Genomic DNA, 25,492 nt, shown 5'->3' with positions numbered 1-25,492 from the left:
GCCTCATATCTGAAATCTTATATCTGAAATCTAAATTTCAACTTCTTTACAAAAAAAGACCTGGATTGCTCCAAATCTTTTTTCATGATTTTATTTTAAAACTTTCCGATGTCGTCTCTGTAGAAACCATAATCGAAATGTACATGACTTGCGTCTTCGTAAACTTTCTTGCGGGCATCGTCATACGTTGCTCCCGTAGCTACGATGTTTAGAACTCTACCACCGTTGGAAACCACTTTGTCTGCCTGTCTGATTGCTCCTGCATAGAAAAGGCTACTGTGCTGAACTTTATCTTCACCAGTGATCTCAAAACCAGTTTCGATGTTTCTTGGATATCCTCCTGAACACATTACCAGACAAACTGCTTTTTCGTCTTTAAACTTCAATTCGATCTCTTTTCCATCCATACAGTCCTGAATAACGTCAAGAAGATTATTCTCCATTAACGCCATTAGTACCTGAGTTTCAGGATCTCCGAATCTCATGTTATATTCAAGAAGGTAAGTTCCTTTTTTAGTAATCATTAATCCGAAGAAAATAATTCCTTTAAAGCTGAAACCTTCTGCTTTAAGACCTTTTAAAGTAGTTTCAAGAATATTTTTTTCAAAATCAGCATAATGTTCAGCAGTAAATTCAGGACTTGGTGCTACCGTACCCATACCACCTGTGTTGGGACCAGTATCTCCGTTTCCAGCTTTTTTATAATCCTTAGCTGCAATACATGGGAATAATTTTTCACCGTTTGAGAAAGCAATAATTGAAGCTTCAAAACCTTCTAAATATTCCTCTACTACGATACGGATTCCTGCATCACCAAAGATTCTTCTGATCATAAAATCGTGAACCGTCGCTTCTGCCTCTTCTAATGTTTCGCAAATAACCACCCCTTTTCCACCAGCAAGTCCGCTAGCTTTAATCACTAAAGGATATTCCTGAGTCTGGATGTATTCTTTTGCATCATTATAAGCATCAAAAACTACTGCTTTTGCCGTTTTGATATCATAGGTCTGCATAAACTTTTTAGAGAAAGCCTTACTTCCTTCTAAGCTTGCTACTTTTTGATTAGGACCAAAAACTTTAAGATCATGCTTTTTAAATTCATCCTTCAAACCAGCCACAAGCGGTGCTTCCGGACCTACGATCGTAAGATCTACTTTTTCTTTAATAGCAAAATCTCTAAGTTCTTTAATCTCTGATAAATGAACATTTTTTCCAATAACATCGGTAGTCGCATTTCCGTTAGCAAAGAACATCTTAGAAATTCTTGGGTCATTCTGTAGTTTTGATGCTAAAGCAGATTCTCTTCCACCTTCACCTATGATTAATATTCTCATACTTTATTTAATTACTCGTCTATAATATTACAAATATATAATTTTGGATGGTATAAATACAATCACAATATATAATTTAATTCTATTTTAATTAATGGAAAAAATGTCTAACGCCAGTGAACATCATCGGAATGCCATGCTCATTTGCCGCCTCGATGCTGTCCTGGTCTTTTACACTTCCTCCAGGCTGAATAATCGCTGTGATACCTTCCTGAGCGCAGAAATCTACCACATCTCGGAAAGGGAAAAATGCGTCAGAAGCCAATACTAAATCTCCTGTAAATTTTTCTTTTGCTCTTTCGATCGCCTGTTGAGTTGCCCAGATTCTGTTCACCTGTCCACCTCCGATTCCGAAAGCCTGAATTCCGTTAGAAACTACAATTGCATTAGATTTTACATATTTTACTACTCTTTGAGAGAATAATAATGCTTTTTTCTGCTCTTCTGTAGGCTGAGTTTCAGTTACTACTTTGATATCATCCGAGAAGATACTGTCGTTGTCCTGAACTAATATTCCGCCATCAACCTTCACCCAAGTCTGTTTATCAGAAACAGGGTTTACGATTTTTATAATTCTTAAATTCTTTTTCTTTCTTAAAATTTCTAAAGCTTCCACATCAAATTCAGGAGCCATTACAATTTCAAGGAATGTTTTGTTTAATTCTTCCGCTGTTGCCGCGTCGATTTTGTAGTTCATTGCAACAATTCCACCAAAGATAGAAACAGGATCACACTCGAAAGTTTTTGCATAAGTCTCCAAAGCAGAAGTTCCGATTGCAACTCCACAAGGGGTAGAGTGTTTTACCGCACAACAAGCCATTTCTTCCTTGAATTCAGTAACCACTTTCCAGCAAAGATCCATATCACGAAGATTATTGAAAGACAATTCCTTACCTCCCAATTGTTCGAAATCTTTCATCGCTCCGTTTTCGAAAGTTGAAGCGTAATAAGCTGCTGTCTGATGAGGGTTTTCACCATATCTAAGATCCGCTACTTTTTTGTAAGAAGCACTTAAATATGTAGGATATTCTTCATCTAAAAGCATTCTTGAAATCGCTGCATCATAAGCAGAAGTCAGGTTGAATACTTTTCCTGCTAACTTTTTACGAGTTTCAATATATGTATCTCCGTTTTGCTCCATTTCGATTTTTACGGTTGAATAATCTTCAACATCCGTAATTACCGTTACAGAATCAAAGTTTTTGGCAGCAGAACGAAGCATTGAAGGTCCTCCGATATCGATGAATTCTACCTTTTCGTGAAGAGAAATGTCTTTGTTTACATTTTCGAAGAAAGGGTAAAGATTTACGATCACCATGTCAATCAGGTCAATTCCGTGCTCCTGAACTGTTTTCATGTGCTCTTCGTTTGAACGAACCGCCAACAATCCACCATGAACTTTCGGGTGTAATGTTTTCACTCTTCCGTCCAACATCTCAGGGAAATTGGTAACCTCATCAATCTGAATTGGATTTAAACCAGCGTCTTTCAAATGTTTGAACGTCCCTCCTGTAGAAATCAATTCATAATTTTGGGCTTCCAAAAACTGTGCGAATTCGATCAATCCGCTCTTGTCAGAAACACTGATTAAAACTCTTTTTTTGCTCATTTTACTTTCGATTTTTTCCATAGGATTTTATCCTATGCTTGTTCAAATCGTCCCTTCGGGACTTCTTACTTTCAATTTTTACTTTTTACAGCTATTTCAAACTGTCATACAGGTTCTTTCACCTCCTGTATTATTTACTTTTACTTAGATTCTTCTTTATCTAATCTTTTGCTGAATATTTTCCGGCCGTAAAGGCGTGTGATTCAGTAAAGATTGAGCGTCTTTAACCACCCCGTCAAAAATTCAAAGAATTTTTGACACCCCTCCGAGGAAGGGGAATTTTCTGTATTGTTAATAATTAGTGTTTAATTATTATTCAATACTTTATCAATTGCGATTGGAAAAATTTCATATTCAATTAAATGAACTTTTTCTGCAACCGTTTCTGGAGTATCGTTTTCTGTGACTTCGAATGATTTCTGAAGAATAGCTTCTCCTTCGTCAATTCCCGGAGTTACAAAATGAACGGTTGCCCCGCTTTCCTTTTCTTTTGCTTCAATCACCGCGTTATGAACGTGATGTCCCCACATTCCTTTCCCTCCGAATTTCGGAAGCAATGCCGGATGAATATTGATAATTTTTCCCACCCAATTCTCACAAAACTCAGGTTTTAGAATGGATAAGAATCCTGCCAATACGATTAAGTCTGTATTTTCAGGAATGACTTTACTCAATTCGCTGCTGAAGTTTTTTCCTCTCGGAATCAGAACGTTTTCTATGTTATGATTTTTAGCTCTTTCCAGTCCGTAGCATTCTCTATCGGCAATCACTAAAGATACTTTTGCATTGCGGATTTCTCCACTATCAATGGTATCAATGATTCTCTGAAGATTGGTTCCCGAACCTGAAACTAAAATGACAATATTTTTCATAAATTAATGTAACAATGTATCAGTTTATCAATGTAGCAATGCCTAAAACTGGTACACTTTTACATTGTTATATTGGTACATTAAAATGATAAATTAATTTTCTCGTTTTCTTCAGTAATCTCTCCGATTTCGTATGCATCATCAAGAAGACTTAGAACTTTTTCAGCTTTTTCAGCATCTACCACGATGATCATCCCAACTCCCATATTGAATGTTCCGAACATTTCTTCACGAGCTACGCCCCCTCTTTTTTCAAGCTCCAGCATAATGCTTGGAATCTGAATTTTTGAAGCATCGATAGAAGCACACAATCCGTCACCGATAATTCTCGGGATGTTTTCGTATAAACCACCACCCGTGATGTGAGCAATACCTGCCACTTCAACATCAGCAATAACTTTGTGAATATCTTTATAATATAATCTTGTAGGAACCAAAAGGGTCTCGTACAAAGGTTTCCCTTCAAATTCTTCGTTGAAATCAGGGAACACTTTTCTTACCAAAGAGAATCCGTTTGAATGGAAACCTGAACTTGGAAGAGCAATGATTTTATCACCTGTTTTGATTTTAGATCCGTCAATAATCTGGTCTTTCTCCACGATTCCTACGCAGAATCCTGCAACATCATAATCTCCAGGCTGATACATTCCCGGCATTTCAGCAGTTTCACCACCAATTAATGCACAGTTGTTATCTTTACAAGCTTCTACCATTCCTAAAACGATTTCAGCAGCGATTTCTGAATCCAGTTTTCCGCACGCTAAATAATCAAGGAAAAATAGCGGTTTTGCACCGTGACAAAGGATATCATTGGCACACATGGCAAAACAGTCTACCCCGATAGAATCGTATTTTTTGGAGTCTAAAGCTACTTTAAGCTTCGTTCCGACCCCATCAGTTCCTGAAACCAATACAGGATTTTTGTAGCCTCCGATTTCGTAGAAAGCTCCAAAACTTCCCAAATGATTCAATACATTGGAATTGTGAGTTTCGCCCACCGCTTTTTTAATTTTATCAACGGTTTTGTATCCCTCCTCTTTGTCTACTCCTGCAGATTTGTACGTGTTGCTCATAGTATTTAATGTAACAGTGTATCAGTTTAACAATCCAGCAATAATTTGATTATTTAAATAACTAAAACACTTTTTATTTTTAATTTAAATTATTGCCATTTCCATTGAGGAAATTCATTATAATTAATTGAATATTTATTTTTTATTGTATCTAAAATTTCTCTAAATTCTTTTAAATCACTCATTTTATTTTTAGGTAAAATAATTGATTGTGAAGATTTTAATTTAAGATAAAAAGCTAGCGGAATTTCATTAATTTCTTTCAATTCAGCCAAACTAATTCTTGATTCTGAATTTTCATTCTTCATCAAAATTTCATCCATTGTTATGATGACTTCAGTATCTTTATCAAAATTATATACGTAATTTTCTTTAATATACTTTTTATAATAATTAAAATACCATCTTTTATCCCAAATTGGATAAACAAATATCCATAAAATACCTATAAAGATATAAATAAGAGTAAAAGTTTCCGTAAAGTCAAATCTTGGTACGATTCCTAAAACAACAAAAAAAATTGCTGGAATAAACCGATTTCTCTTCCTTTTCTTAATAATACTTTTAGTTTGTGATGCATTAAACAACTGGTAATTCAAATAATCATCAAGATTTAAATTATAGTTAAATTTCATACTCATAAGCTAAATAAAAAAGCCGACAATCTTAGTAGATTATCGGCCGTTATTTTATCTGAGAATTTCAGAGCCCACAATATTCCCTTTCTTGGAGGAATATTCTTTAAAAGTGGTCTGAATTTTCATTACTTTTTCTTTTTGCAAAGATATTAATTTTATATTAATTTTCAAATCTATTTTTCAAGGATAGATTCAATAGCCGAAATTTTCTGAATTTTCTCTTTTAACTCACTGTCTTTCTCTTCGTTAGAAATCTTATTCGCTTCTTTATCAAAATTATCATTAAAGAAAGGAAGCGTGAACGTATCTACAACATTTCCTCCGTGTAATGGAAAACGTTTTGCTGCCGCCTCTAAAACACCTAAACCACCTCTTCCACCAGGAGCTGTAGCCATTAGCAACATTGGAACTTCATTCCAAACCGCTCTGTTTTTAATTCTTGAAGTCCAGTCGAACACATTTTTGAATGCTGTTGAGTATGTTCCGTTATGCTCAGACAAAGAAACCAAAAGTAAATCCGCAGCATCTATTTTTGCAGCAAAATCTACCGCCTGTTGTGGAACTCCGCTTTCTACTTCTCTTTGGTGTTTGTAGATTGGCATTTCAAAATCGTTCATATCTACAATTTCCACTTCTGCATTTCCAACTAATGAAGTTGCGTAAGAAACTAATAATTTATTGATTGACGTCTCGGAATTACTTCCAGCTATTGCTAAAATTTTCATTATATTTTTATCTGTTTTAAAGTAAAGTTATTTTTTTATTGTGACGCAAAGGTCGTGTTTTAAAACCACCCCGTCAAAAATTCTTTGAATTTTCGCCACCCCTCCAAAGGAGGGGAATTTTTACTATGCGAAAATATCTTGTTTTAATTATTTTAAATATGATGGTAATTCCATTGGAACTTCCATTAATAGGATTTCTGTGTCTTCTTCGGCTTCGATGTTGAAACTTTGAGTATCCCAGATTCCTAAACCGTCTCTTTCGTTCAGAATTCTGTCGCCTACTTTTGCACTTCCTTTCAATACAAAAGCATAAACGCCGTTTCCTTTTTTATTTAACATATAATTTTTGCCGTTTCCTTTTGTGAAATTAGCTAAATTAAACCATGCATCCTGATGAATCCAAACTCCGTCATCATTTTTATTCGGTGATAAAATCTGTTGAAAACCATTGATTTTTTCGCCTTCTTTAATACTTTTTTGATCATATCTTGGTTCAACATCCTCTTCTCTGGGGAAAACCCAAATCTGAAGAAATTTTACCGCTTCATCTTTATTTTTGTTGTATTCGCTGTGCTGAACTCCTGTTCCGGCACTCATCACCTGAATTTCTCCTTTTTTGATCACTGCTGTTGTTCCCATCGAATCTTTATGTTCCAAATCGCCTTCCAAAGGGATCGAAATGATTTCCATGTTTCTGTGCGGATGCGTTCCGAAGCCCATTCCTTCTGAAACGGTGTCATCATTTAACACTCTCAAAACTCCGAAATGTGTTCTGTCGTTGTTTTGATAATTGGCAAAACTGAATGTATGATAAGAATTTAACCAACCATGATTGGCGTGGCCTCTTGAATCTGCTTTATGATATACTGTCTTCATATTGTGATTATTTAGTCGCTCCTTAAAAAGCTGTTTTTTGACTTTGAAAATTATATTTGCCTAAAAAGATTCGGAGAACAAGTTCGAGCCAAAGAAGAATTTGTTGTTTGATTTGATTCAATCTCATCTTCAAATTGTATCCAATCCCTGCTAATAATGCATTATTAATATCTCCAGCCACTCCTTTCAGGAAGTTTAATCCTAAGGAGTGGTTTCTTTTTAAATGAGAGATACAAGGTTCTATGGCTGCTCTTGCCCGGAATCTTAATCTGGCTACTTGTTGCCCATATTTTGTTTTTTCTTTTTTTGCGGGAAGCAAAATTGCTGTTCCTTCCACTTCTTTGATTCCTTTAAATCCTCTGTCTGTAGTGGCTTTCGTAGGTCTTGTTCCGCCAACGGATTTTCTTACCCTCTCACTCTGTGCCAATGATTCTTCAAGAGTTTTACTATCGTGAGGATTGCCAGAAAATCTCTTTACCGAGCTGATGATCCCTGTTTTCCGACCTCTTACTACTGCTACTTTTGTCCCAAACTCGTATGCTTTTCCCGATTTTCCTTTCGCAATACACGCAACTTGTGGCTCGTGAAGACTGTAAATTTTATCTTTCGTGGTACGTTCTTGGGTGAGTGCTTTAAGGTAAATTTTAAAAACGTCTTCGTAGCCTTTCAAAACATCTTTAGGAAGTTTTCTTTCCAATTCCCGAAGAACTCTTTTACCAATCGTCCTGAGCTTTTTCCTCGCCATTTTTGCCTTCTTCTGTCTTCTGGGATGATGTCCAAAAAAAGCGTCCCGCAATAATTGTTTGCTCACTCTTCTGTAGCTTTGTCTTTGTACAACGCTCTCTTTTTCTGCTATTTTTCTACAATTGTCGATTACTTTTTTTGCTAATTTGGCATCGGTAGGAAAGGTAATGTTCTTCTCCTGAACCGTCGTATCTACCTGAACTTCATCTTCTGTTTTGGCTTTGGGATGGAGAGAAACGCTTTGTCCCAAAAGAAATTCCAAACCCTTATCTCCAATTCTTTTTCTGAAGTGTACAAAATTGCTCGGATCGAAAGGCTGCTCTGTCTGGAAAAAGGTTTCTCCGGTAAAATATTGCCAATACGCATTCTCAATCCATCTCTCTATTACACTTTCATCACTTTCTTTAAACATTTCCTTGAGCAAAAGCATTCCTGCTATTTTACGGATAGCAATAGAAGGTCTTCCGTTTTCTGAAAATAATTTCTCAAACTCTGACTCCATTTTATCCCAGGAAATCTCCCCAGCTAATTTTACCACCGGATGCTCCATATTAATAAGCTCCGTAAGCCTGGTCTTGAATAAATTCTGCTGTAAATCCTCTCTTATTTTGCCTAACATTTTGCCACTTTTTATATCCTAAAAATACAATTTATTGCAATTTTTTACAACGATTTTTTACGAAATATAAGTGCATAAAAACTGATAATCAAAATATTACTTGGTTTTTAAGGAATGACTATTTATGGTACAAATGTACGGCGTGCAAATCGGGAAAATGTTGATGTAAGGTAAGAAAGGGTTTTTAGGTTGGAAGCAGGATGATGGAGGTTGGAAGTTCTGTTGGTTATACAGTACAGCATTCGACTTTATTGGCATAATTTTCCAATAATCAAGGTATGTTTATAGATGGATTACTGTTGTATGATGTAGTGTAAGTTCTTGTTTTTATATTGAACTTATAAGTCTAATGTTAATTATGTTTCAATAAAAGATTCAACCTTATTTAATCAAAATAGCATCCAGTCATTAATATCCTTTTTTTTGAATCATCAATTTAAATAAGTGATCATTCCTTCTCCATTTCTCACTGCTTCAGTGTACATTTTTTGAATGGCCAAAAAATTATCCGCCAGATAATCAAAAGCATCGTCGCCTTCTGCCCAGATTTCGGGATAAATTCCTAATTCAGTCATTTTTTCAGGATTGAATTTCGCTTTAAGATCAGTAATTGTAATTTCAGCAATCTGATTATTCAAATCAACAACCTCTTCCGGTGTTAAATAATGAGCCGGGCCATATCCCAAATCCTGATTTTCATCAATCAGCTGCCCGCTGAACAACACTTTTGTCAGTGGATGATCCATTGCAGAAATACCATTTCCCGTCAATAAAAACAAAATTCCTTCCCAGGCCTTATCAATATCATCAGGGTTCAGATAATCAGGCTCTTCATTCTCATCGTACAATCTGGCCTCCAATAAAGAACTGTCATTTAGATATTCTTCAAGTTCCGTTTTAGTTACCCGAAGTAAATTTCCTATCATGCTCATAAATAAAGTGTATTTTGGTTATTTTGATGCTTAACTTTTAAATAAAAATTTGTTTAAACTTTTTTACCACAAAAGAAACAAAAGATTTTAACACTTTAGTTATTTTAAGTTTAACACCTAAATAAAAAAAAGATCACATAAGTTAAAAAATCAAAGATTTTTTCTTTTTGCAGACTTTTGAAATACTTTAAATAAATCCAATAAGATCTTTTGCTTCTTTTGCGGTTAAATTTAAAATTAGTTTAAACAAACTTAAAAATATAAAAACGAACCGAAGTCCGTTTTATCATTATTAAAATTTTATTTTAAAAATGTACCTGTTGAATTTCTTCTTCAATTTCTTTTGGCGTTTCATCTTCTGATTTAATGAAAAACAAGGTTAAAACTGCTCCCAACAACATACAAACGCCGCCAACGATAACATAATCAATGGCTTGCTTTCCGAAAACACCACTTACAATCGGACCTCCGAAAATCCCATTAATAATTTGCGGAATAACAATAAAAAAGTTGAAAATCCCCATGTAAACGCCCATTTTCTTTTGTGGAATCACCTCAATTAACATCGCATATGGCATGGCTAAAATACTCGCCCAAGCAAATCCTAAACCGACCATTGAGATCCAAAGAAGATTAACATCTTTGATGAAATACATTAAAATTAAACCTACTCCGCCAAAAGCTAAGGCTAATGCGTGGGTTTGTTTCTTGCCAATCCATTTTGCAATTGGAGTTAATAAAAACGCGAACGGAATCGCCCAAAGGTTGTACATTCCGAATAATTTTCCTGTTAAATCTCCGGCATCGTTGAATGCTTTAGAATGCGTATCATCAGGCGAAAGTCCGAAATGATGGGTCGCCAATGCACTTGTTGTAAAAACCCACATCGTAAACAGAGCAAACCAAGAGAAGAACTGAACAATTCCCAGTCTTTTCATCTGCGAAGGAATATTTGAGAAATCTTTGAAAATATCTGTAAATTTTGAAGGCTCTTCAATCACTTCCTTGCCACCGTCAAACTCAGCAAATTCCTGCGGCGAATATTCTTTGGTGGTAATAATAGTATATAAAATTGTTAGTATCAAAAATCCTGCACCTACATAAAAGGAATAAATTACGTTATTCGCTACAAATCCTGCCTCTGCGACATTTGACACGCCTAATTTTGTAAGCCAGTCGGGTAAGTAAGACCCAATCACAGCGCCAATTCCAATTAAAATTGTCTGAACAGAAAACCCTACCGTTCCCTGATGTTTTGGCAACATATCTCCTACCAACGCTCGGAAAGGTTCCATCGCCACGTTGATGGAAGCATCCATCATTGCTAAGAAAATAACAGCCAATAACAAAACATTTGCCGCCATCATTTGCGTTGCTGATGCTGCATTTGGAAGCATGACCAAGCCGATTGCACAAAGAATCGCTCCAATTAAAAAGTAAGGCTTTCTTCTTCCCAAAGGACTCCAGGTATTGTCTCCCATGTGCCCGATAATCGGCTGTACAATTAATCCTGTAACCGGTGCAACCAGCCAAAACCAGGACAATTCATGAACATCTGCCCCAAAGTTGGCCAAAATTCTACTTGCATTTCCGTTTTGTAAGCCAAAGGCCATCTGAATTCCCAAAAATCCCATGCTCATATTGATGATTTGGAGCATGGATAAATTCGGTTTTATTTTTTTTGCCATCGACTTATTTCGTTTTTAACTGTTGAATTAAAACATCCTCAATCGGTGCTTTTTCTGCCACTATTTTATCGACAATCTCGTTTGGAACTGTCACAGAAAGTACATACTGCTTCACTTTCCACTGTCCGTTGATTTTTTCGACCACTCCTGAACCACGGCAGATTTTCATTTGAGTATTCAGCAATTCGTCAAACCAAGCCAGTTTTCCATCTTTGCTGAAATAAATATTTCTTTTCAAGGAAGTGAAATTCCAGGTTGTCTTTTTGTCGAAATAGGGTTTTGCCCACACCATGAATGCTTTTTTATCCCAGACTTCGGTGGCGTCGGTTCCTATAAATGTCGATTCGGCGGCAAAATAATTGAAATAGGTTATGAAATCAGCTTTTGCAGCGGCTAGGTTAAAGTCATCGAGCATAATCCCGATTTCTTTTTTGTCTTTATCAAATTTTGACTGAGCTGAAAGGGTTGTAAAACTCAATACAAACAGGATGAATGTGAAGAATATTGTTATTTTTTTCATGTTTAATATATATATTTTCTAAATATTTTTTTCAATAAACCTCACAGGTTTTTAAAACCTGTGAGGTTTGAGATTATTTTCTGTTTTTTTAACCCTATTTTTGACGAAGGTTACAAAGTTTTTCTTATAACTACTAACTGCTTCTAAGTTTGCAAAGGCATTTCACTTAACTAAGATCAAAAGGATTTTAATTGTGAGATTTCTGCTATTATTAGTGCTATTCGTATTTAATTCAATTCAATAACCATCGAAGTTTTCGCAGGTATTGTTAAGTTGTTTTGTAATGAAACTTCTTTGTCGGAAAGGATGTCTTTCCCTTTTGTAAATCCGTTTAAAGATTCTGCAAAATGTTTCAGATCCAAAGCTTCGTCTTTTTCATTGTTATTCAAAACGACCATGACACTTTCTTTTTCGTTATATCTAAAATACACAAAAACATTATTCTGAGGAACGAAATTTTTAGTTTTTCCGGTGTGGATCACTTCTTTTCCTTTTCTCCAGTTCAGTAATTTCTGTGTAAACTGGTAAAATCCCTTCTGATCAGGTGTTTGATTTGATGGATGGAAAGCATTCACCTTATCCGATTTCCAGCCACCCGGAAAATCTCTCCGGATATCGGCATCACCGCCCTTGTTTTTGTCGCCACGCATTCCAACTTCGGAGCCATAATAAATCTGCGGAATTCCACGAACGGTTGAAATTAAAGTCAATCCTAATTTATATGCTTTCGGATCATCATTAAAAATCTCATTCCATCTTTCGGTATCGTGATTTTCGAAGAACACCATTACATTATTGATATCCGGATACAGGAAATCACTCGACAAACTGTTGTAAATACGGTTCATTCCGCTTTCCCAGCCTTCTTTTTCCTTCAACGCTTTCGGCAAATCTCCGTACAGCATAAAATCCATCACAGATGGAAGATTAGAATTATAATTCGCTGCCTCTCCCGTTTTAGAATCCTTTTGCCACGCAGAAATATGACCAGCCGTATTCAGCCAGGTTTCTCCGACAATATTGAATTTCGGATATTCATCGGTAATCGCTTTTGCCCATTTCGCCATTGCTTCCTTATCATTGTAAGGATAGGTATCTACACGAAAACCACCTAATTCAGCGTATTCTATCCACCAAATTGCATTTTGCGTTAAATATTTTAAAACCAAAGGATTTTTCTGATTAATATCCGGCATTGTAGTATCAAACCAGCCGTCTAACGCCAGCTTTTTATCAACTTCAGAAGCGTTTGTATCAAACTGAGTTGTCGTTTTGTAATTTGAACGTTTGAAACCATTTTCGCCATCATTGAACCAGTGGATCCAATCTTTGGTAGGTAAATCTTTGATCATCCAATGCGAAATTCCCCAATGATTGGTGACATAATCCATCACCAGCATCATTTTCCTTTTGTTTAATTTTTGGGAAAGTTCTTTGTATTCTTCATTGGTTCCGTAGCGACCGTCGATTTTGTATAAATCAGTCTGTGCGTAGCCGTGATACGAATATACTTTTTCGTTGTCTTCATTCACAGGAGTTAGCCAAACCGCCGTGGCACCCAGATTTTGAATATAATCTAAATTATTGATGATTCCCCGCAAATCTCCACCATGACGTCCGTTGGGAAGACTTCTGTTTGCTCTTTCGGTTAAGTATGGTTGAGAATCATTTTTTTCATCACCGTTGGCAAAACGATCCGGCATAATAAGATACATTACATCTTTTGAGGTAAATGATTCTCTTTCTGCTGAATTTGGCTTCCTTTCCTTTAACTCATACGGATAAGACCCTATATTTTTTTTACCTTTTTTAATATTGATGTTAAACTTAGGGACATTGATCTCATTGGTATTTACCGTTATGAAAACATAGTTTGGATTTTCAGTTTTCTGAATATCTTTTGCCTGAACACCATTTGACAGCTCAATTTCGCTATTAGCAATGTCTTTTCCGTAGACCATGATCTGAAGTTCGGGATTTTTCATTCCTTTCCACCAAAATGCTGGTTCTACTTTGTCTAATGGTTTTTGTGAAAAAGCAATGACTGCTGTTGATAAAGCAATGATGGTGTATATTTTTTTCATTTTTAATATTTTAAACTATTTTTTTAACGCAAAGGACGCTAAGTTTTTTTGACTATTATACTTTTTTCGTTCGCAAAGGCGTTTCACTCAGCGAATGATAACTGTGTTTTTGATATTGTTTTAAATTTTATCTTTTTCGGTATAGCCGATGCAAAATAAGGTTTCGCCTTTGTTGACAGGTGGCGTTCCGACTTTGTATAAAATAATTCCTTCAGAATTGGAAAGAATATCCTGTTTTTTATTTCCGAATTCATCGGCGATATAGCCTAAAATTTGGTTCTTTTTTACCTGATCTCCGCTTTTCAAATCGCTGTAGAAAATTCCGTTTTCGGGAACTTTGATGTAGTCTTGCTGGTTGAACAGAGTTGCTGTTTTTTTGTTGATGAATTTCGATTTTCTTCTTACATAATTTCCGGAATATTCAAGCATATTATACACCGCCGTTTTAATCAGGTCAACATTTTCTTTCTGAACAGTTCCTAATTTTCCAGCTTCGATACTTAACGCAGTAATTCCTTGTTGGGTTGCTTGTTTGAAAGCGTATTTTGCGGGTTCTGTTGATGTTAGATTATATGGATATGAAACAATGTGATCAATTTGCGACTGAACTGATAAATCGTGAGCAAACTTTGTATTTTCGGGAGTATCTTTTCTGTTGTAATAGCATACAAATGGTAGCAAATCTTCGTTGGCATCACCTCCGTGAATATCTAGAAATATTGTAGAATTTGAAATAATTTCTTTGGTGATAATATTTGCAATTTGATCTGTCGGCGTTCCATTTGCAGAACCCGGAAAAGCATTGTTTAAATTTTTTTGATCTAAAGGATTGATGAAAGGCGTTCTTTTTTGAAAAGATTCAACATTAGCAATCGGAACAATAATAATCGTTCCTTTGATCTGATTGGGATCTATTTCCTTCAATATTTCCTGAACGGCAACAATCGGCGGATATTCATACCCGTGAATTCCTGCCACGATGCTGAAAACCGGTCCTTTTCCCTTCCCTTTAATAATAGAAACGGGAAGATAAGTTTCTTTTGCCTCACTTTTAATACTAAAAACGGTATCTTTTCTAAATGAACCTTTTTGTTCGAGGATTTGACTAATCTTTTGTGCATTACCCCATGAACTCATTATTGCTAATGATAACAATGTCGCTTTCTTCATAATTTTCATAGAATTAAAGATAATCAAATAATTTTTAAACGACTGATTTTCTTTGTGCTATTTTACTCGCCAGCCAACTCACATAGAACAGCTGAAAACTATGATAAACCATCACCGGAAGCAGAAATAAAACCTTCTGATCATCAGTAACCCCCAATACCAAAAGAAAGAGACTTCCGTGTACCAAAGATTTCTTTGATCCACAAAACGACACTGTAATGATATCCTGAGCATTGAACTTCATCTTTTTGGCAATGAATTGTAAAATATGGTAAACCATAAAAAATAAAAAAAACACACTGAATGCCAGAATTAAAAATACAATTGGAGGGACTGAGCCGAAAATATTTTCAATAAATGCAGTGGAGAAACTTTCATACACAATTAATAAAATAATCAGCCTGTCGAATTCTGCGATGATCGTTGAATATTTGGTTATCCATTTTTTGAACACAGGATTTAGTAAAATTCCTAAAATAATGGGTAATAAAACTTTAATTAATAGCTGCTGAATAACTTCGCCATGATTTTCGGAACCGGAAGCGGGCTCAAGAAAAAAGCTCATCAATAACGGCGTCATGATAATTCCGATTAACCCTGACATAGACGCGTTGAATATCGCGGAAGTCACATTTCCTTTGGCAATGGAAACCATGACCACAGATGATGAAACCGTTGAAGGCAAACAGGCGAGAAAAAATATAGAAAGCCAGATGTTTTCAAATTCTGAGCTTTTTACCCATGGGTAAAACAGTAAAACCAGCAGCGGAAAAAGAATGAAAGTTCCGGACTGGATGATTAAATGCAGCTTCCAATTGGAAATATCTTTTACTACTTCTTTTAAATTAAGTTTTAATCCGTAAAAAAGGAAGATCCCCGCAATTCCCCAATCTATAAAAGCCGAAAGATTGAAAAATTCATTATAAGATGCCTTAAAAGGGATCAGTTTTGCCATAAAGACCATTACGATTAACAGGAGAAGAAATAGGTTCTGCTTGTTAAAAATTTTAGCCGTCAACGCCATTAGGTAAAGTAAAATTGTTTTAAAAATAAAAAATCCTTAAAGTTTCTGTCTTTAAGGATTCTAAAGTTAAGAAATATTTATTTTACAGTCAGTCTTACTTTTTTTCAACATACTCATCATTGAAGAGTTTATTAGGTTTTATATAGACTATATTATTCTGAAAATCCAGAAAGACATTAAATCTTTTCAAAATTTCATTACCTAAAATATTCATCTTTTTATCAATGATTGGTCTGCTCTCGGAAAGAAGCTGAGAAGGAATATTTTTAAGCTGATACTTCCCCAGACTAAGAGATTCCAGATTGGCAGTAATAACCGGAATTTCATTTCCCTGACCACCTTTCATAATGACTTTTTTTATTATTTTCATCTGATCGGTCGGAAATTGCTGTTCCTTCAGCAGAGGACCATCCAGCATGACAGTTCTCTGATATCCGGTATCAAACAAAAACCAATCTTTCAGAGTTTTTGTTCCCTGTTTTATAGTCGTTTCAACGAAAAAAAGTTTGTCAAAATAGATGATATTCAATGGTTGATAGGCCTTATCTTTTTTTACAGACGCTGGTAATTCTGAGTGCACGACCATTATTCCTTGGTCATAGTTCAACTCTACTACCATTCCGTCAAACAGGTCCCAGCCGAATCTTCCGTCAGTTCCGTGTCCGGATAGCTCAACCTGATAAATTCTGAAGCCATCATATTTTCTGTTTCCTATGGATAAAACATTCACTCTTCCTTTCAGTTGTTCTTTAATTTTATCCTTCAGTGTTTCCGTTGTCAGGGAGAGATTGTTGCTTCCAGTATCAAAATTAAGAACAAGAGAATCTGTTTTATTTAGGAGTGTTTTTACAAACATGGTATTCTGCTCATTGATCGCTAGACGAATACTGTCATGAAAAGCAGGACGTACAGTACTGAAATCTTTAGGGACAGCACTTTCGATTCTTGTTAGACATGAATCTTTATCCTTGAGAAGAATAATAAAATCTTTTTTCTCTCCTTTTTTCACGGTAATTCTAATGGAATCAATATCTGTTTTTATCTTTACCGTTTTAGACCCTTTACTTATTTTGGAAACTGTATAAATATCCGGTTTTATAGACGGATCAATATTCCAGTCTGTTTTCAGACCATTATCTTCTTCAAGAAAGATTGCTTTAGACGAATTAGCCTTTACCACAGGCAGCTTTTGTTGAGCCATAATCTGGAGGTAGCATATAGTTAAAAATAAAAACGTGAAAGTGTATTTCATAGGAAAATAATATTAAATGAGAAACTTACCGAGATAAATCATGACAATATCCAGGGATCGGCTTCCAAGAGTTGATCCGTCATGGAAGCAGTTATCGGTTGGCGCAATATAAAAATGATGAGGTTTATGCTCTATCTTCAGCATAGGATAATCCGGAAAAAGCTTCAGGAAATATGAGGTTATGTTTTTGTTAGTCACCTCATTTTCTTTCAGATCTATTTCTTTTCTTATCATATTATAGGCTTGCCGCATCGAAAGATTCATGACCAGTAAATAACGTGATTCTTTTCCTAAATTAAATGTTATTCTGTTCCCAAATCTATGGGCGGTGTGCAGGGTCATATCTTTTGAACTATCTTTATGAACTCCTATAAATTGAAGATCGGCAATAGATTGTCCTTCAGACAATTTTCTTCTGTCCAAGGATACGATTTCGCTATTGGCAAAGTTGGTAGCAAGACTCATAAACCTGAATGGAGCGAGTGAAATATGCTGTAAAAACTCATTGACACTGATATTAATCTCGTCTACCATTTCCTTATTCTGCCTGAATTTATCAAACACTTCTTCTTCAGAAGTTGCTGTTCCAAGATCCAGCTCATTAAAAAGGCGACGGATATTTTCAGGCAGTTCCCCTGTAAATACAGAATTGTAATCTTTCTTGTTTTTATGATCTCCGTTGATGATTTTATATTCCTGCGGATTGAGTGTACGCCAGTCTCGTTTTGGCAGATGGGCTTCAGGCTCGTACTGCTGTAAAAACTTTTCACCTCTGAAAATAAATTCGTTGGGCATCTGTTGGGTATGATGAATAACTCCTGAATTGATCTGAAGAGTTCCGCCATTATGATCTGAATATATTTTAATTCCGGATTTTAGTTTTTTCATGAGATTCAGTATTTGTCAAATATTCCTACGTAGACCATGGTGACATCAAAGTCTTTATTTCCGAGCGTGGTACCATCATGGATAAAATTATCTGTAGGAGCAATATAGTATTGGTAAGGTTTTATTTCCAGTCTCAGAACGGGGTATCCGGGATAGTGATTAAAAAACTGTTCAACAATATTGTCAGACGTTATTTTCTCAGAATATTTTTTCTGCACCTCACCATAAATCTGCCTAAGCGTTAAGTTAACGAAATACAGATATCTGGATTCTTTACTGATATTGATCGAAATCCTGTTTCCAGACTTATAGGCAGTATGAGGGGTAAAAAAACTGCTTTTATCAATGTGCAGACCTGTATACTTAAAGGTATTATGACCCAAATGATGGAAGGTTGTGCTCTGCATATCGGGAAGAGACCTGGCAATCCGGTGAAACTTATAATTTCTTTGTAAAGATTTCTCATCCAGAAAAACATTTGTTAACTCATTAATCTGTTTAGTGAGTGTTTCATTTTCCTGAAATTTCTTCGGAACATCAAAAAGAGATTCACACTCATTGAGATCTAATTTTTTAAATAAATCCTGTAACTCTTCCGGAATGACACCAACACCTAGCGTATTAAATATTTTACTGTCGACATCAGCTGTAGAAATCTTCCTATATTCAGAATCTGTAAGACTGCGCCAATCCATATTAGGCAGATAAGCATTGTTGTAATATTCGATTTCAGCATTTGTATTTTTAACAGAACTTACTCCCGAATTGATACTGATCTGATCTTTGATGTCCTGAATATCGCGATGATATACTTTAATTCCTTTTCTTAAACTCATGCTAAACTGTAGGCTAATAGTTTATCTTTAATGTCTTTCTGAATAGAAACAGCTCCTTTATTTTCGAGTTCTTCAACAATTTCATGATATGAAACTCTTGTAAGATCCATTTCTTTACAAACTTCATCAGACAGACTGTTTATCAAATCATTCTGGATATAACTTACCAGTTTTATCATATCGTGACAATAGATTGTAGGATTATCAAATCCATTTTCGTTCGAATACCTGTTGAGAAGGAAGCCACCGCCACATATTTCGTAGATTGGGCAGTTAAGGCATTTTTCGTTAACCATCTGGTGAGAATTGAGGTAGATGTCAAATAAGGGATCTTCCAGTACAGAATCTATTTCGTGGGTATGGATGTTAATATCATTTCTGGTGATTCCTTCGTAGCATGCTCTTATAGAATCTGCCACTTCCAGATTTCCGTTGGTCTCCAGGATAGCTACCCCGTTTTTTCTGAGTCCGAGCGCTTGATCTCCGACCTCTTCACCTGCGATAAGCTGGATCAATGTTTTAAAGAATCTCATATTTGGGCGGTCTGGATCATTTTTCCAGATGGCAAAGAGTTCGATCAGCCAATCGGCATACGGTGTATAATCATTGGTATTAACTTTTTCCTTGATAATACCATCGGGCAATTTGTCGAAATGTCCGTCAGGCAGTAGAAGATTAAAACTTAGAACGTTGAGATCTTTAAATTCCTGATAGAGTTCCTGCGGGCTGATATTAAGGTTGGCAACGGATAGTACACCATGCATTCCTTTATCCAAGCCGAGCTGTATGGCAGTCCGGACTTCATCATAAGATCCCTTCCCGTTATGAAAAACGCGGTATTTATCGTGGTATTCTTTGGGGCCGTCTATGCTCACTCCCACTCGAATATTTAATTCATTAAAAAGACTGTACCAATCTTCATCCAGGCCTACGCCGTTAGTTTGAAGAACAAAGTCAAAATAAGAATCATTGAGTTTTTTTCTGAATATTTTTATGCTTTCCCTGTAAAATTCTTTTGGATATAATAAGGGCTCACCACCGTGAAAAACAATCTGGAAGGATTTCAGGCCATGTTCATCACTGTAACGTGATAGTTTTTCTGCGAATATTGTCATTGTATCCATTGACATGAATTTAGGCTGTTTCAGATAAGTCTTATCCCCTAAATTATACATGTAACAATACGAACAGTTGAGGTTGCATCTGCTTGCAACCTTCAGAACAAATGAAGTAACCATATCTCTATCAATAAATAAAGTTCTTCGCTATTTAACTAGCGAAGAACTAAAGTTTTAAAAAATCAGCAAATTAAGCTCTTAAAAATGTTTCATGTCTATCATATGCAGCAGATGCACCTGAAATAGATACTACATCGCAACTATCTCCCGGAGGCGCAATGATAACTCCGCCACCACCACCTATTCCTGGAGTAATGCCTAAATTATTGATTCCCCCGAAAATAGACTTGTAAAGATCTACATTTTCATTTTCAGAATTTTGAATTGATTTCTTAAGAATTTCTTTTTGCTCAAGATTGCTTGTGATTTTGAATTTCTTTTTCATAAAGATGAGTTAAATGGGTTATCAATCTACTTATCTCACCAAATATAGATAAATAAATTCACAAGAAAAAACATTCTTAATTAAAAATTTACTTATTAATTTTCTTAATCGTTATCGCAAACCCTCCACTTCTTACCATTTTAAAGTTGATCTTAGATTTGCTCGTAATCTGCTTTTTATAGATATTATAGCTTTGAGGATTGTTGATGTAATCTGCATCTTTTCCATCTTCATAGATTGTTGCTTCATACTTCTGCCCTTTATCCAGGAAAGAGAAATCTACCGTGTACTCACGTTTATTTTCATCAGTAATTCCTCCTACAAACCAGTTATCGGTACCTTTTGCTTTTCTAGCTGTTACCACATAATCTCCCGGTTCTGCAGATAAAATCTTCGTATCATCCCAATCTGCTGCCACATCTTTAATAAACTGGAAAGCATCCATATGCTTTTTGTAGTTTTCAGGAAGATCGGCTGCCATCTGAAGTGGCATATACATCGTTACATAAAGAGCCAACTGCTTAGCCAACGTTGTTTTCACGAAACGGGTGTCTCCAGGGAAATAATAATCTAATTTGGTCTGGAAAATTCCCGGTGTATAGTCCATAGAACCTCCCATCCATCTTGTAAAAGGAAGAATAGTCTGGTGATCCGGATTGTTACCTCCGAAAGCTTCGTATTCCGTTCCACGAGCTGCTTCAGCAGAGATGTAGTTTGGATACGTACGGCTTTCTCCTGTCGGACGTACCGATTCGTGAGAATTTACCATAATTTTATACTCATTGGCTTTCTCAGCAATTCGGTAGAAATGGTTGATCGTCCATTGAGAATAATGGTGCTCTCCTCGTGGAATGATGTCTCCAACATAACCCGTTTTCACGGCATCATAGCCGTATTTATTCATCAACTGGAATGCTTTATCAGACCATCTTTCATAATTCGTAGCCGAACCTGAAGTTTCGTGGTGCATGATTAATTTAATTCCTTTTGAATGCGCATATTCATTTAACATTTTAATGTCGAAATCTGGATATGGCGTGATAAAATCGAATACATATTCTTTTGAGTGACCGAACCAGTCTTCCCAACCCACATTCCAACCTTCAATCAATAATCCCTGGAAACCGTTTTCAGATGCGAAATCGATATATTCCTTAACTTTTGTATTGTTGGCAGCGTGTTTTCCGTTAGGTGTTAATTTAGAGAAATCGGTTACGCCAAGACGCACATTAGATTCCGGCTGACCGTATGCCCACTGAGATTTTCCGATAATCATTTCCCACCAAACGCCCATGTATTTTGTTGGGTGAATATAAGAAGTATCTGTATATTTCGTAGGCTCGTTGAGGTTGAAGATCATCTTAGAATCCATTACATCTTCTGCTTTTGGTGCAACGATAATCGTTCTCCAAGGTGTCACAGAAGGTGTCTGGATATATCCTTTTGCTCCCTGTCTGTCGGCAGTAAGGTGAGTTTTAAGCTTAAAATTCGTAGCATCTACTTCAAGATGAGAGGCCGGGTAATCTAAAACAGCCGCTTCCGCAACATTGATATATAAAGGCTCTTTTCCTTCTTTTTTAAGCATTAAAGGAGACTGAACTGCATTTTTGATCAATGTTTGAGATGCATTAGCATCTGCTGCTTTTGGCCATCTTGCAGGAATTTCAGAAACTTTTGTTTCCTGATATTGGTACTCCTGAGAATCGTAATCTGCCACAATCCACCAAGATTTCATATCTGTAGGGAAATCGAATTCAGAATCTTCTTCTCTGATCACGAAATAGTTCAGATTTTTCTGTTGAGGAAATTCATATCTGAAACCTAAACCATCATTGAACAATCTGAATTTTACAACAATACTTCTTTCAGTAGTTGCCTGATTCAGCGTAACTGCCAATTCGTTGTAATTGTTGATATAGTTTTTCTTTTCACCTAAAACCGGCTGCCAGGTTTCATTTTTAGAATCTCTTTTTTCGTCTGTTTTAGTGAAACCGCTGTTCAGATCGAATTTCGCATCTTCCGGCTTCGCGATTTCTGACGCAAATTTTATAGAAGTATCTTTAAATAATCTCAATCCCAATTTAGAATCCTCAACAACTGTTTTACCGTTGTATTTAAGGTTGTAGTAAGGAACGCCTGCTTTCAACTGGAAATCCATTTCGAATTTTCCGTCCGGCGATTTTAAAGACTGTGCATTAACACCCGCAAACATCATTGAGAGCAAAAACGCTCCAACTGTAATTTTCTTCATAATGACTATTTATATAAACTTTAAAAATAAAGAAAGTGCTGTTGTAAAGCAGCACTTTGCTATGTTGTTCAGATTAAATTAAGGTTAATTTTTTCAGAGATTTAGAATAAAGGAATAAAGGAGAATTCTCCTGTGATATCATTAAAATAGACATCATAATTGAATTGTGTACTTACAGGAATATTTCCTCCTCCAATATCACCTACTCCGAAAAACTCCTGAGCCGTTCCCCAGTTGGTTCCCCAATCGTGGTTGGCTCTAAACTTAAACTCTCCAGCTTTAAGCTCTACATTTTTCTTCACCCAAATGTGCGCATCAAATGTGTTTTTTTGTAAATCAACATCAGTAGTCCAATCTCCAGATGCAGATCCTATCATAGAAACAGATGTAAAAGCACTTGTAGGAGGCGTTATAGGAACTAAAGAATACGTTAAAGCAGTTGTATTGATGGTCAGTTTATAATATCCTGCTGTAGCCACATTAATATTTCCTGATCCACCATCTGTACTTAAAGTTCCAGCAGAAGCCCCTAAACCATATTGAACATCCCAGCTTCCTGGAGTTTTAATTATTTTAAATTCACCTTCAGCAAAATATCCTGAATAACTGTACACACCAGCTGTAGCTGACTTTTGTAAAGGAAGAAATTTAGTATTTGTAACCTCATTCGTCCATCCTGCAGCTGTTGCATTACCAATTAAATATAAATCTGTAAAATTGTATACTGGTCCTAAGAAATAAGGTTTCACATTCAGAGTTAGTACATTTGAGTAAAAAGCCCCCTGTCCTACTAATGTTTTTAATCTTACTTCAATTTCCACAGCCACATCCGGCGCAGCTCCTAGACCTAACGCAATTGCATTTAGTTCTTTATTGGTATAATTGATTGGAGAACTCACTGCATCTATACTCGTTGCCCCTTCGAATGATTTTCCTTTGATGGCAAATTGTACTTGTTGAGTGTAAACTACAGAAAGATCAAATGTCGATTTTGTCCAAGCTAAGCTTAAAGCCTGATCTCCAGGATTATCTTTATCAAGAACGATTGATGTCTTATCTGAAGAAATCTTCCCTTGAGTTGTTTCATGAATAACTGCCTGATCTTCATCTTTTTCACACGAAATAATCATGAAAGATAAAAGTGCAAAAGCAAATATGTTTAAAATTTGTTTCATTTTGAATACTTTTAGAATTAATAACCAGGATTTTGCTGTAAATTAGGATTTGCTGTCAAATCTGTATTTGGAATCGGATAAAGTTTTCTGAAATCTTCAACCGCTTTTCCGTCTTTAACTCCTCCTTTGAATGGCCATAAATAAGATCCTGAAGTAAACTTATCAAATCTAATCAAATCTGTTCTTCTTGTTGCTTCCCAGGTAAGCTCTCGGGCTCTTTCATCTAAAATAAAATCTAAATTAATAGACGTTACATTTCCTGCATTATTTCCATATGCACGCTGTCTTAATAAGTTTATATATTGCACTGCAGTCGCATTGGAGCCGCCTCCGCCTCTTAAAACAGCTTCAGCATAAATTAAATAAGCTTCCCCAAGCCTGAAAAGTGGAAAATCTGTATCTACATATAATCCGGTATCATCAGAACCTTTAGTTCCATCTTTCTTTAAATTTTTAAATTTAATTAAAGGATAACCATCCGTAAACACTACCTGGCTGTTAATTTCAAGATTTTGTCCGTCTGTATAAAATCTTCCTCTTTTATCAAGAGAGCCATTAGTATCTGGAAAAAGATTGACAATATTTTTCGTTGAACGCAGTCCACCCCATCCACTATTAATGCCAAACTGCTCAGGAGGCATACTTCCACCAACACCAGCATGAATAATATATGTTGTTCCTCCATATGTTCGTGTATTTATTCCATCAAAATTTACCGAGAAGATAACTTCATTATTAGCAACATTATTATCTGCTAAGAATAACTCGTCATAATTGGTTTTTAAAGAATAACCTGCATTAATCACTTTTTCAGCATATACTCGCGCATCAGAATATCTTGCCTGACCTGTATACACTTCAGCATTAAGATATAGTTTTGATAAAAGCATCCAAACTGCAGCCTTATCAGCACGACCATATTCGTTTGTTCTTGGGTCTTTTAAAAGATTTTCTAAATCTTTCAATTCAGTTTCTATATAAGTAAAAAGAGCTGCTCTCTCAATTCTTGGTGGTGGTGCAATTCCTACTTCCGTAGCTTCTGTCACAAAAGGTCCATTTCCAAACAAGTCTATTGCATGAAAATAACTCAGAGCCCTCATAAATCTTGCTTCGTTTCTGAATAATTTTGATTCTTCTGCATTTACTCCCGTAATATTTCTTGAAGCTAATTTATCATCTGAGGTTTCTCTTATAAATTCATTTGAAACAGCAATCTGATAATAGATTCTGTAATATAAAGCACGAATAAAGTCATTACTGGCAGACCAATTCATATTATGAAGATCTGGTAAAGAAGGATCATTCCATGCTACAACTGCTTCATCCGTTGGAAGCTCCTGCAACTGAAAATATTGTCTAAGATAATTGGAAGTTCCACCATCAATACCACCAATATCAGGTTCGCCATCGCCACCATTTTGTCCGCTGACAGCCAAACCGGCATATATTTTAGCTAAAACCAATTTATAATTTGCAAAATCTGCGTATACAGATGCTGATGTTACTTCTGATTCAGGCATTCTGTTCAAATCACTTTCACAAGAAGTAAGGAATAAAACTGCAGCAATTCCTGCAGTAAATATTGTTTTATTAATATATCTAAATGTCATGATATTCTA

22 protein-coding genes are annotated in these 25,492 nt (G+C 35.8%); all 22 read right to left on the bottom strand.

The annotated features are described in order from the left end of the window. Positions 1-95: 95 nt before the first annotated feature. The 22 genes from purD to VUJ46_RS00120 all read right to left on the bottom strand — a co-directional run bounded on the left by purD (position 96) and on the right by VUJ46_RS00120 (position 25,483). The gene (purD, locus tag VUJ46_RS00225; RefSeq protein WP_326983008.1) at positions 96-1,334 is read right to left on the bottom strand and encodes a phosphoribosylamine--glycine ligase; all 1,239 of its coding nucleotides are present in this window, start codon (positions 1,332-1,334) and stop codon (positions 96-98) included. Between the two features lie 91 nt (positions 1,335-1,425). Beyond that, complete coding sequence (gene purH / locus VUJ46_RS00220) at positions 1,426-2,943, bottom strand: bifunctional phosphoribosylaminoimidazolecarboxamide formyltransferase/IMP cyclohydrolase (RefSeq protein WP_326985129.1); 1,518 nt, start codon at positions 2,941-2,943, stop codon at positions 1,426-1,428. Positions 2,944-3,248: 305 nt separating this feature from the next. After that, positions 3,249-3,815, bottom strand: coding sequence for a phosphoribosylglycinamide formyltransferase (gene purN / locus VUJ46_RS00215; protein ID WP_326983007.1), 567 nt, complete (start codon positions 3,813-3,815; stop codon positions 3,249-3,251). A gap of 80 nt (positions 3,816-3,895) precedes the next feature. Continuing rightward, the gene (gene purM, locus VUJ46_RS00210) at positions 3,896-4,888 is read right to left on the bottom strand and encodes a phosphoribosylformylglycinamidine cyclo-ligase (RefSeq protein WP_326983006.1); all 993 of its coding nucleotides are present in this window, start codon (positions 4,886-4,888) and stop codon (positions 3,896-3,898) included. A gap of 89 nt (positions 4,889-4,977) precedes the next feature. After that, positions 4,978-5,523 (bottom strand): YcxB family protein, encoded by a 546-nt coding sequence (locus VUJ46_RS00205; protein WP_326983005.1) that lies wholly within the window; start codon positions 5,521-5,523, stop codon positions 4,978-4,980. 176 nt (positions 5,524-5,699) lie between these two features. Next, on the bottom strand, positions 5,700-6,251 hold the full coding sequence (locus tag VUJ46_RS00200) for an NADPH-dependent FMN reductase (protein ID WP_326983004.1): 552 nt from the start codon (positions 6,249-6,251) through the stop codon (positions 5,700-5,702). Between the two features lie 147 nt (positions 6,252-6,398). Further along, positions 6,399-7,127, bottom strand: a complete 729-nt coding sequence (locus tag VUJ46_RS00195; protein WP_326983003.1) for a pirin family protein — start codon at positions 7,125-7,127, stop codon at positions 6,399-6,401. A 22-nt stretch (positions 7,128-7,149) separates the two neighbouring features. Beyond that, the gene (locus tag VUJ46_RS00190) at positions 7,150-8,490 is read right to left on the bottom strand and encodes an IS5 family transposase (protein ID WP_326981209.1); all 1,341 of its coding nucleotides are present in this window, start codon (positions 8,488-8,490) and stop codon (positions 7,150-7,152) included. Between the two features lie 431 nt (positions 8,491-8,921). Then, entirely contained in the window at positions 8,922-9,422 is a 501-nt protein-coding gene (locus tag VUJ46_RS00185) for a YfbM family protein (protein WP_326983002.1), read from the bottom strand. A 305-nt stretch (positions 9,423-9,727) separates the two neighbouring features. Continuing rightward, positions 9,728-11,110 (bottom strand): MFS transporter, encoded by a 1,383-nt coding sequence (locus tag VUJ46_RS00180; RefSeq protein WP_326983001.1) that lies wholly within the window; start codon positions 11,108-11,110, stop codon positions 9,728-9,730. A 4-nt stretch (positions 11,111-11,114) separates the two neighbouring features. Continuing rightward, a complete protein-coding gene (locus VUJ46_RS00175) occupies positions 11,115-11,630 on the bottom strand; it encodes a nuclear transport factor 2 family protein (RefSeq protein ID WP_326983000.1) in 516 nt (171 codons plus the stop codon). A 227-nt stretch (positions 11,631-11,857) separates the two neighbouring features. Continuing rightward, positions 11,858-13,714 (bottom strand): glycoside hydrolase family 13 protein, encoded by a 1,857-nt coding sequence (locus VUJ46_RS00170; RefSeq protein WP_326982999.1) that lies wholly within the window; start codon positions 13,712-13,714, stop codon positions 11,858-11,860. Between the two features lie 120 nt (positions 13,715-13,834). Further along, the gene (locus VUJ46_RS00165; protein ID WP_326982998.1) at positions 13,835-14,884 is read right to left on the bottom strand and encodes a succinylglutamate desuccinylase/aspartoacylase family protein; all 1,050 of its coding nucleotides are present in this window, start codon (positions 14,882-14,884) and stop codon (positions 13,835-13,837) included. A gap of 34 nt (positions 14,885-14,918) precedes the next feature. After that, the gene (locus VUJ46_RS00160) at positions 14,919-15,908 is read right to left on the bottom strand and encodes a bile acid:sodium symporter family protein (protein ID WP_326982997.1); all 990 of its coding nucleotides are present in this window, start codon (positions 15,906-15,908) and stop codon (positions 14,919-14,921) included. 94 nt (positions 15,909-16,002) lie between these two features. Next, the gene (locus VUJ46_RS00155; RefSeq protein WP_326982996.1) at positions 16,003-17,109 is read right to left on the bottom strand and encodes a hypothetical protein; all 1,107 of its coding nucleotides are present in this window, start codon (positions 17,107-17,109) and stop codon (positions 16,003-16,005) included. A 63-nt stretch (positions 17,110-17,172) separates the two neighbouring features. Then, the gene (locus tag VUJ46_RS00150) at positions 17,173-18,048 is read right to left on the bottom strand and encodes a hypothetical protein (RefSeq protein ID WP_326982995.1); all 876 of its coding nucleotides are present in this window, start codon (positions 18,046-18,048) and stop codon (positions 17,173-17,175) included. Between the two features lie 5 nt (positions 18,049-18,053). Beyond that, positions 18,054-18,884: a hypothetical protein gene (locus VUJ46_RS00145; protein ID WP_326982994.1), complete on the bottom strand. Its 831-nt coding sequence runs from the start codon at positions 18,882-18,884 to the stop codon at positions 18,054-18,056. Continuing rightward, a complete protein-coding gene (locus tag VUJ46_RS00140; RefSeq protein ID WP_326982993.1) occupies positions 18,881-20,122 on the bottom strand; it encodes a radical SAM protein in 1,242 nt (413 codons plus the stop codon). Before VUJ46_RS00140 ends, VUJ46_RS00145 begins: the two co-directional genes overlap by 4 nt. A 70-nt stretch (positions 20,123-20,192) precedes the next feature. Beyond that, complete coding sequence (locus VUJ46_RS00135) at positions 20,193-20,447, bottom strand: hypothetical protein (RefSeq protein ID WP_326982992.1); 255 nt, start codon at positions 20,445-20,447, stop codon at positions 20,193-20,195. 88 nt (positions 20,448-20,535) lie between these two features. Further along, a complete protein-coding gene (locus tag VUJ46_RS00130) occupies positions 20,536-22,698 on the bottom strand; it encodes a glycoside hydrolase family 97 protein (protein ID WP_326982991.1) in 2,163 nt (720 codons plus the stop codon). Positions 22,699-22,799: 101 nt separating this feature from the next. Continuing rightward, on the bottom strand, positions 22,800-23,873 hold the full coding sequence (locus VUJ46_RS00125; RefSeq protein WP_326982990.1) for a SusE domain-containing protein: 1,074 nt from the start codon (positions 23,871-23,873) through the stop codon (positions 22,800-22,802). A 17-nt stretch (positions 23,874-23,890) separates the two neighbouring features. Beyond that, on the bottom strand, positions 23,891-25,483 hold the full coding sequence (locus VUJ46_RS00120) for a RagB/SusD family nutrient uptake outer membrane protein (RefSeq protein ID WP_326982989.1): 1,593 nt from the start codon (positions 25,481-25,483) through the stop codon (positions 23,891-23,893). Between the last annotated feature and the right edge of the window lie 9 nt (positions 25,484-25,492).

The organism is Chryseobacterium sp. MYb264, from assembly GCF_035974275.1.
Classification (GTDB): Bacteria; Bacteroidota; Bacteroidia; order Flavobacteriales; family Weeksellaceae; genus Chryseobacterium.
The sequence above is the reverse complement of the archived record's forward strand: the minus strand, read 5'-3'. Positions and strand labels throughout refer to the sequence as shown.

Bases quoted from the DNA above. Each gene is read 5' to 3' on its own strand.
- VUJ46_RS00190 (WP_326981209.1), bottom strand. From the start codon at position 8,490: ATGTTAGGCAAAATAAGAGAGGATTTACAGCAGAATTTATTCAAGACC.
- purH (WP_326985129.1), bottom strand. From the start codon at position 2,943: ATGAGCAAAAAAAGAGTTTTAATCAGTGTTTCTGACAAGAGCGGATTG.
- purM (WP_326983006.1), bottom strand. From the start codon at position 4,888: ATGAGCAACACGTACAAATCTGCAGGAGTAGACAAAGAGGAGGGATAC.
- VUJ46_RS00155 (WP_326982996.1), bottom strand. From the start codon at position 17,109: ATGGCTCAACAAAAGCTGCCTGTGGTAAAGGCTAATTCGTCTAAAGCA.
- VUJ46_RS00135 (WP_326982992.1), bottom strand. From the start codon at position 20,447: ATGAAAAAGAAATTCAAAATCACAAGCAATCTTGAGCAAAAAGAAATT.
- VUJ46_RS00200 (WP_326983004.1), bottom strand. From the start codon at position 6,251: ATGAAAATTTTAGCAATAGCTGGAAGTAATTCCGAGACGTCAATCAAT.
- VUJ46_RS00170 (WP_326982999.1), bottom strand. From the start codon at position 13,714: ATGAAAAAAATATACACCATCATTGCTTTATCAACAGCAGTCATTGCT.
- VUJ46_RS00205 (WP_326983005.1), bottom strand. From the start codon at position 5,523: ATGAAATTTAACTATAATTTAAATCTTGATGATTATTTGAATTACCAG.
- VUJ46_RS00185 (WP_326983002.1), bottom strand. From the start codon at position 9,422: ATGAGCATGATAGGAAATTTACTTCGGGTAACTAAAACGGAACTTGAA.
- purD (WP_326983008.1), bottom strand. From the start codon at position 1,334: ATGAGAATATTAATCATAGGTGAAGGTGGAAGAGAATCTGCTTTAGCA.
- VUJ46_RS00125 (WP_326982990.1), bottom strand. From the start codon at position 23,873: ATGAAACAAATTTTAAACATATTTGCTTTTGCACTTTTATCTTTCATG.
- VUJ46_RS00165 (WP_326982998.1), bottom strand. From the start codon at position 14,884: ATGAAGAAAGCGACATTGTTATCATTAGCAATAATGAGTTCATGGGGT.
- VUJ46_RS00180 (WP_326983001.1), bottom strand. From the start codon at position 11,110: ATGGCAAAAAAAATAAAACCGAATTTATCCATGCTCCAAATCATCAAT.
- VUJ46_RS00130 (WP_326982991.1), bottom strand. From the start codon at position 22,698: ATGAAGAAAATTACAGTTGGAGCGTTTTTGCTCTCAATGATGTTTGCG.
- VUJ46_RS00150 (WP_326982995.1), bottom strand. From the start codon at position 18,048: ATGAAAAAACTAAAATCCGGAATTAAAATATATTCAGATCATAATGGC.
- VUJ46_RS00120 (WP_326982989.1), bottom strand. From the start codon at position 25,483: ATGACATTTAGATATATTAATAAAACAATATTTACTGCAGGAATTGCT.
- VUJ46_RS00140 (WP_326982993.1), bottom strand. From the start codon at position 20,122: ATGGTTACTTCATTTGTTCTGAAGGTTGCAAGCAGATGCAACCTCAAC.
- VUJ46_RS00195 (WP_326983003.1), bottom strand. From the start codon at position 7,127: ATGAAGACAGTATATCATAAAGCAGATTCAAGAGGCCACGCCAATCAT.
- VUJ46_RS00175 (WP_326983000.1), bottom strand. From the start codon at position 11,630: ATGAAAAAAATAACAATATTCTTCACATTCATCCTGTTTGTATTGAGT.
- purN (WP_326983007.1), bottom strand. From the start codon at position 3,815: ATGAAAAATATTGTCATTTTAGTTTCAGGTTCGGGAACCAATCTTCAG.
- VUJ46_RS00145 (WP_326982994.1), bottom strand. From the start codon at position 18,884: ATGAGTTTAAGAAAAGGAATTAAAGTATATCATCGCGATATTCAGGAC.
- VUJ46_RS00160 (WP_326982997.1), bottom strand. From the start codon at position 15,908: ATGGCGTTGACGGCTAAAATTTTTAACAAGCAGAACCTATTTCTTCTC.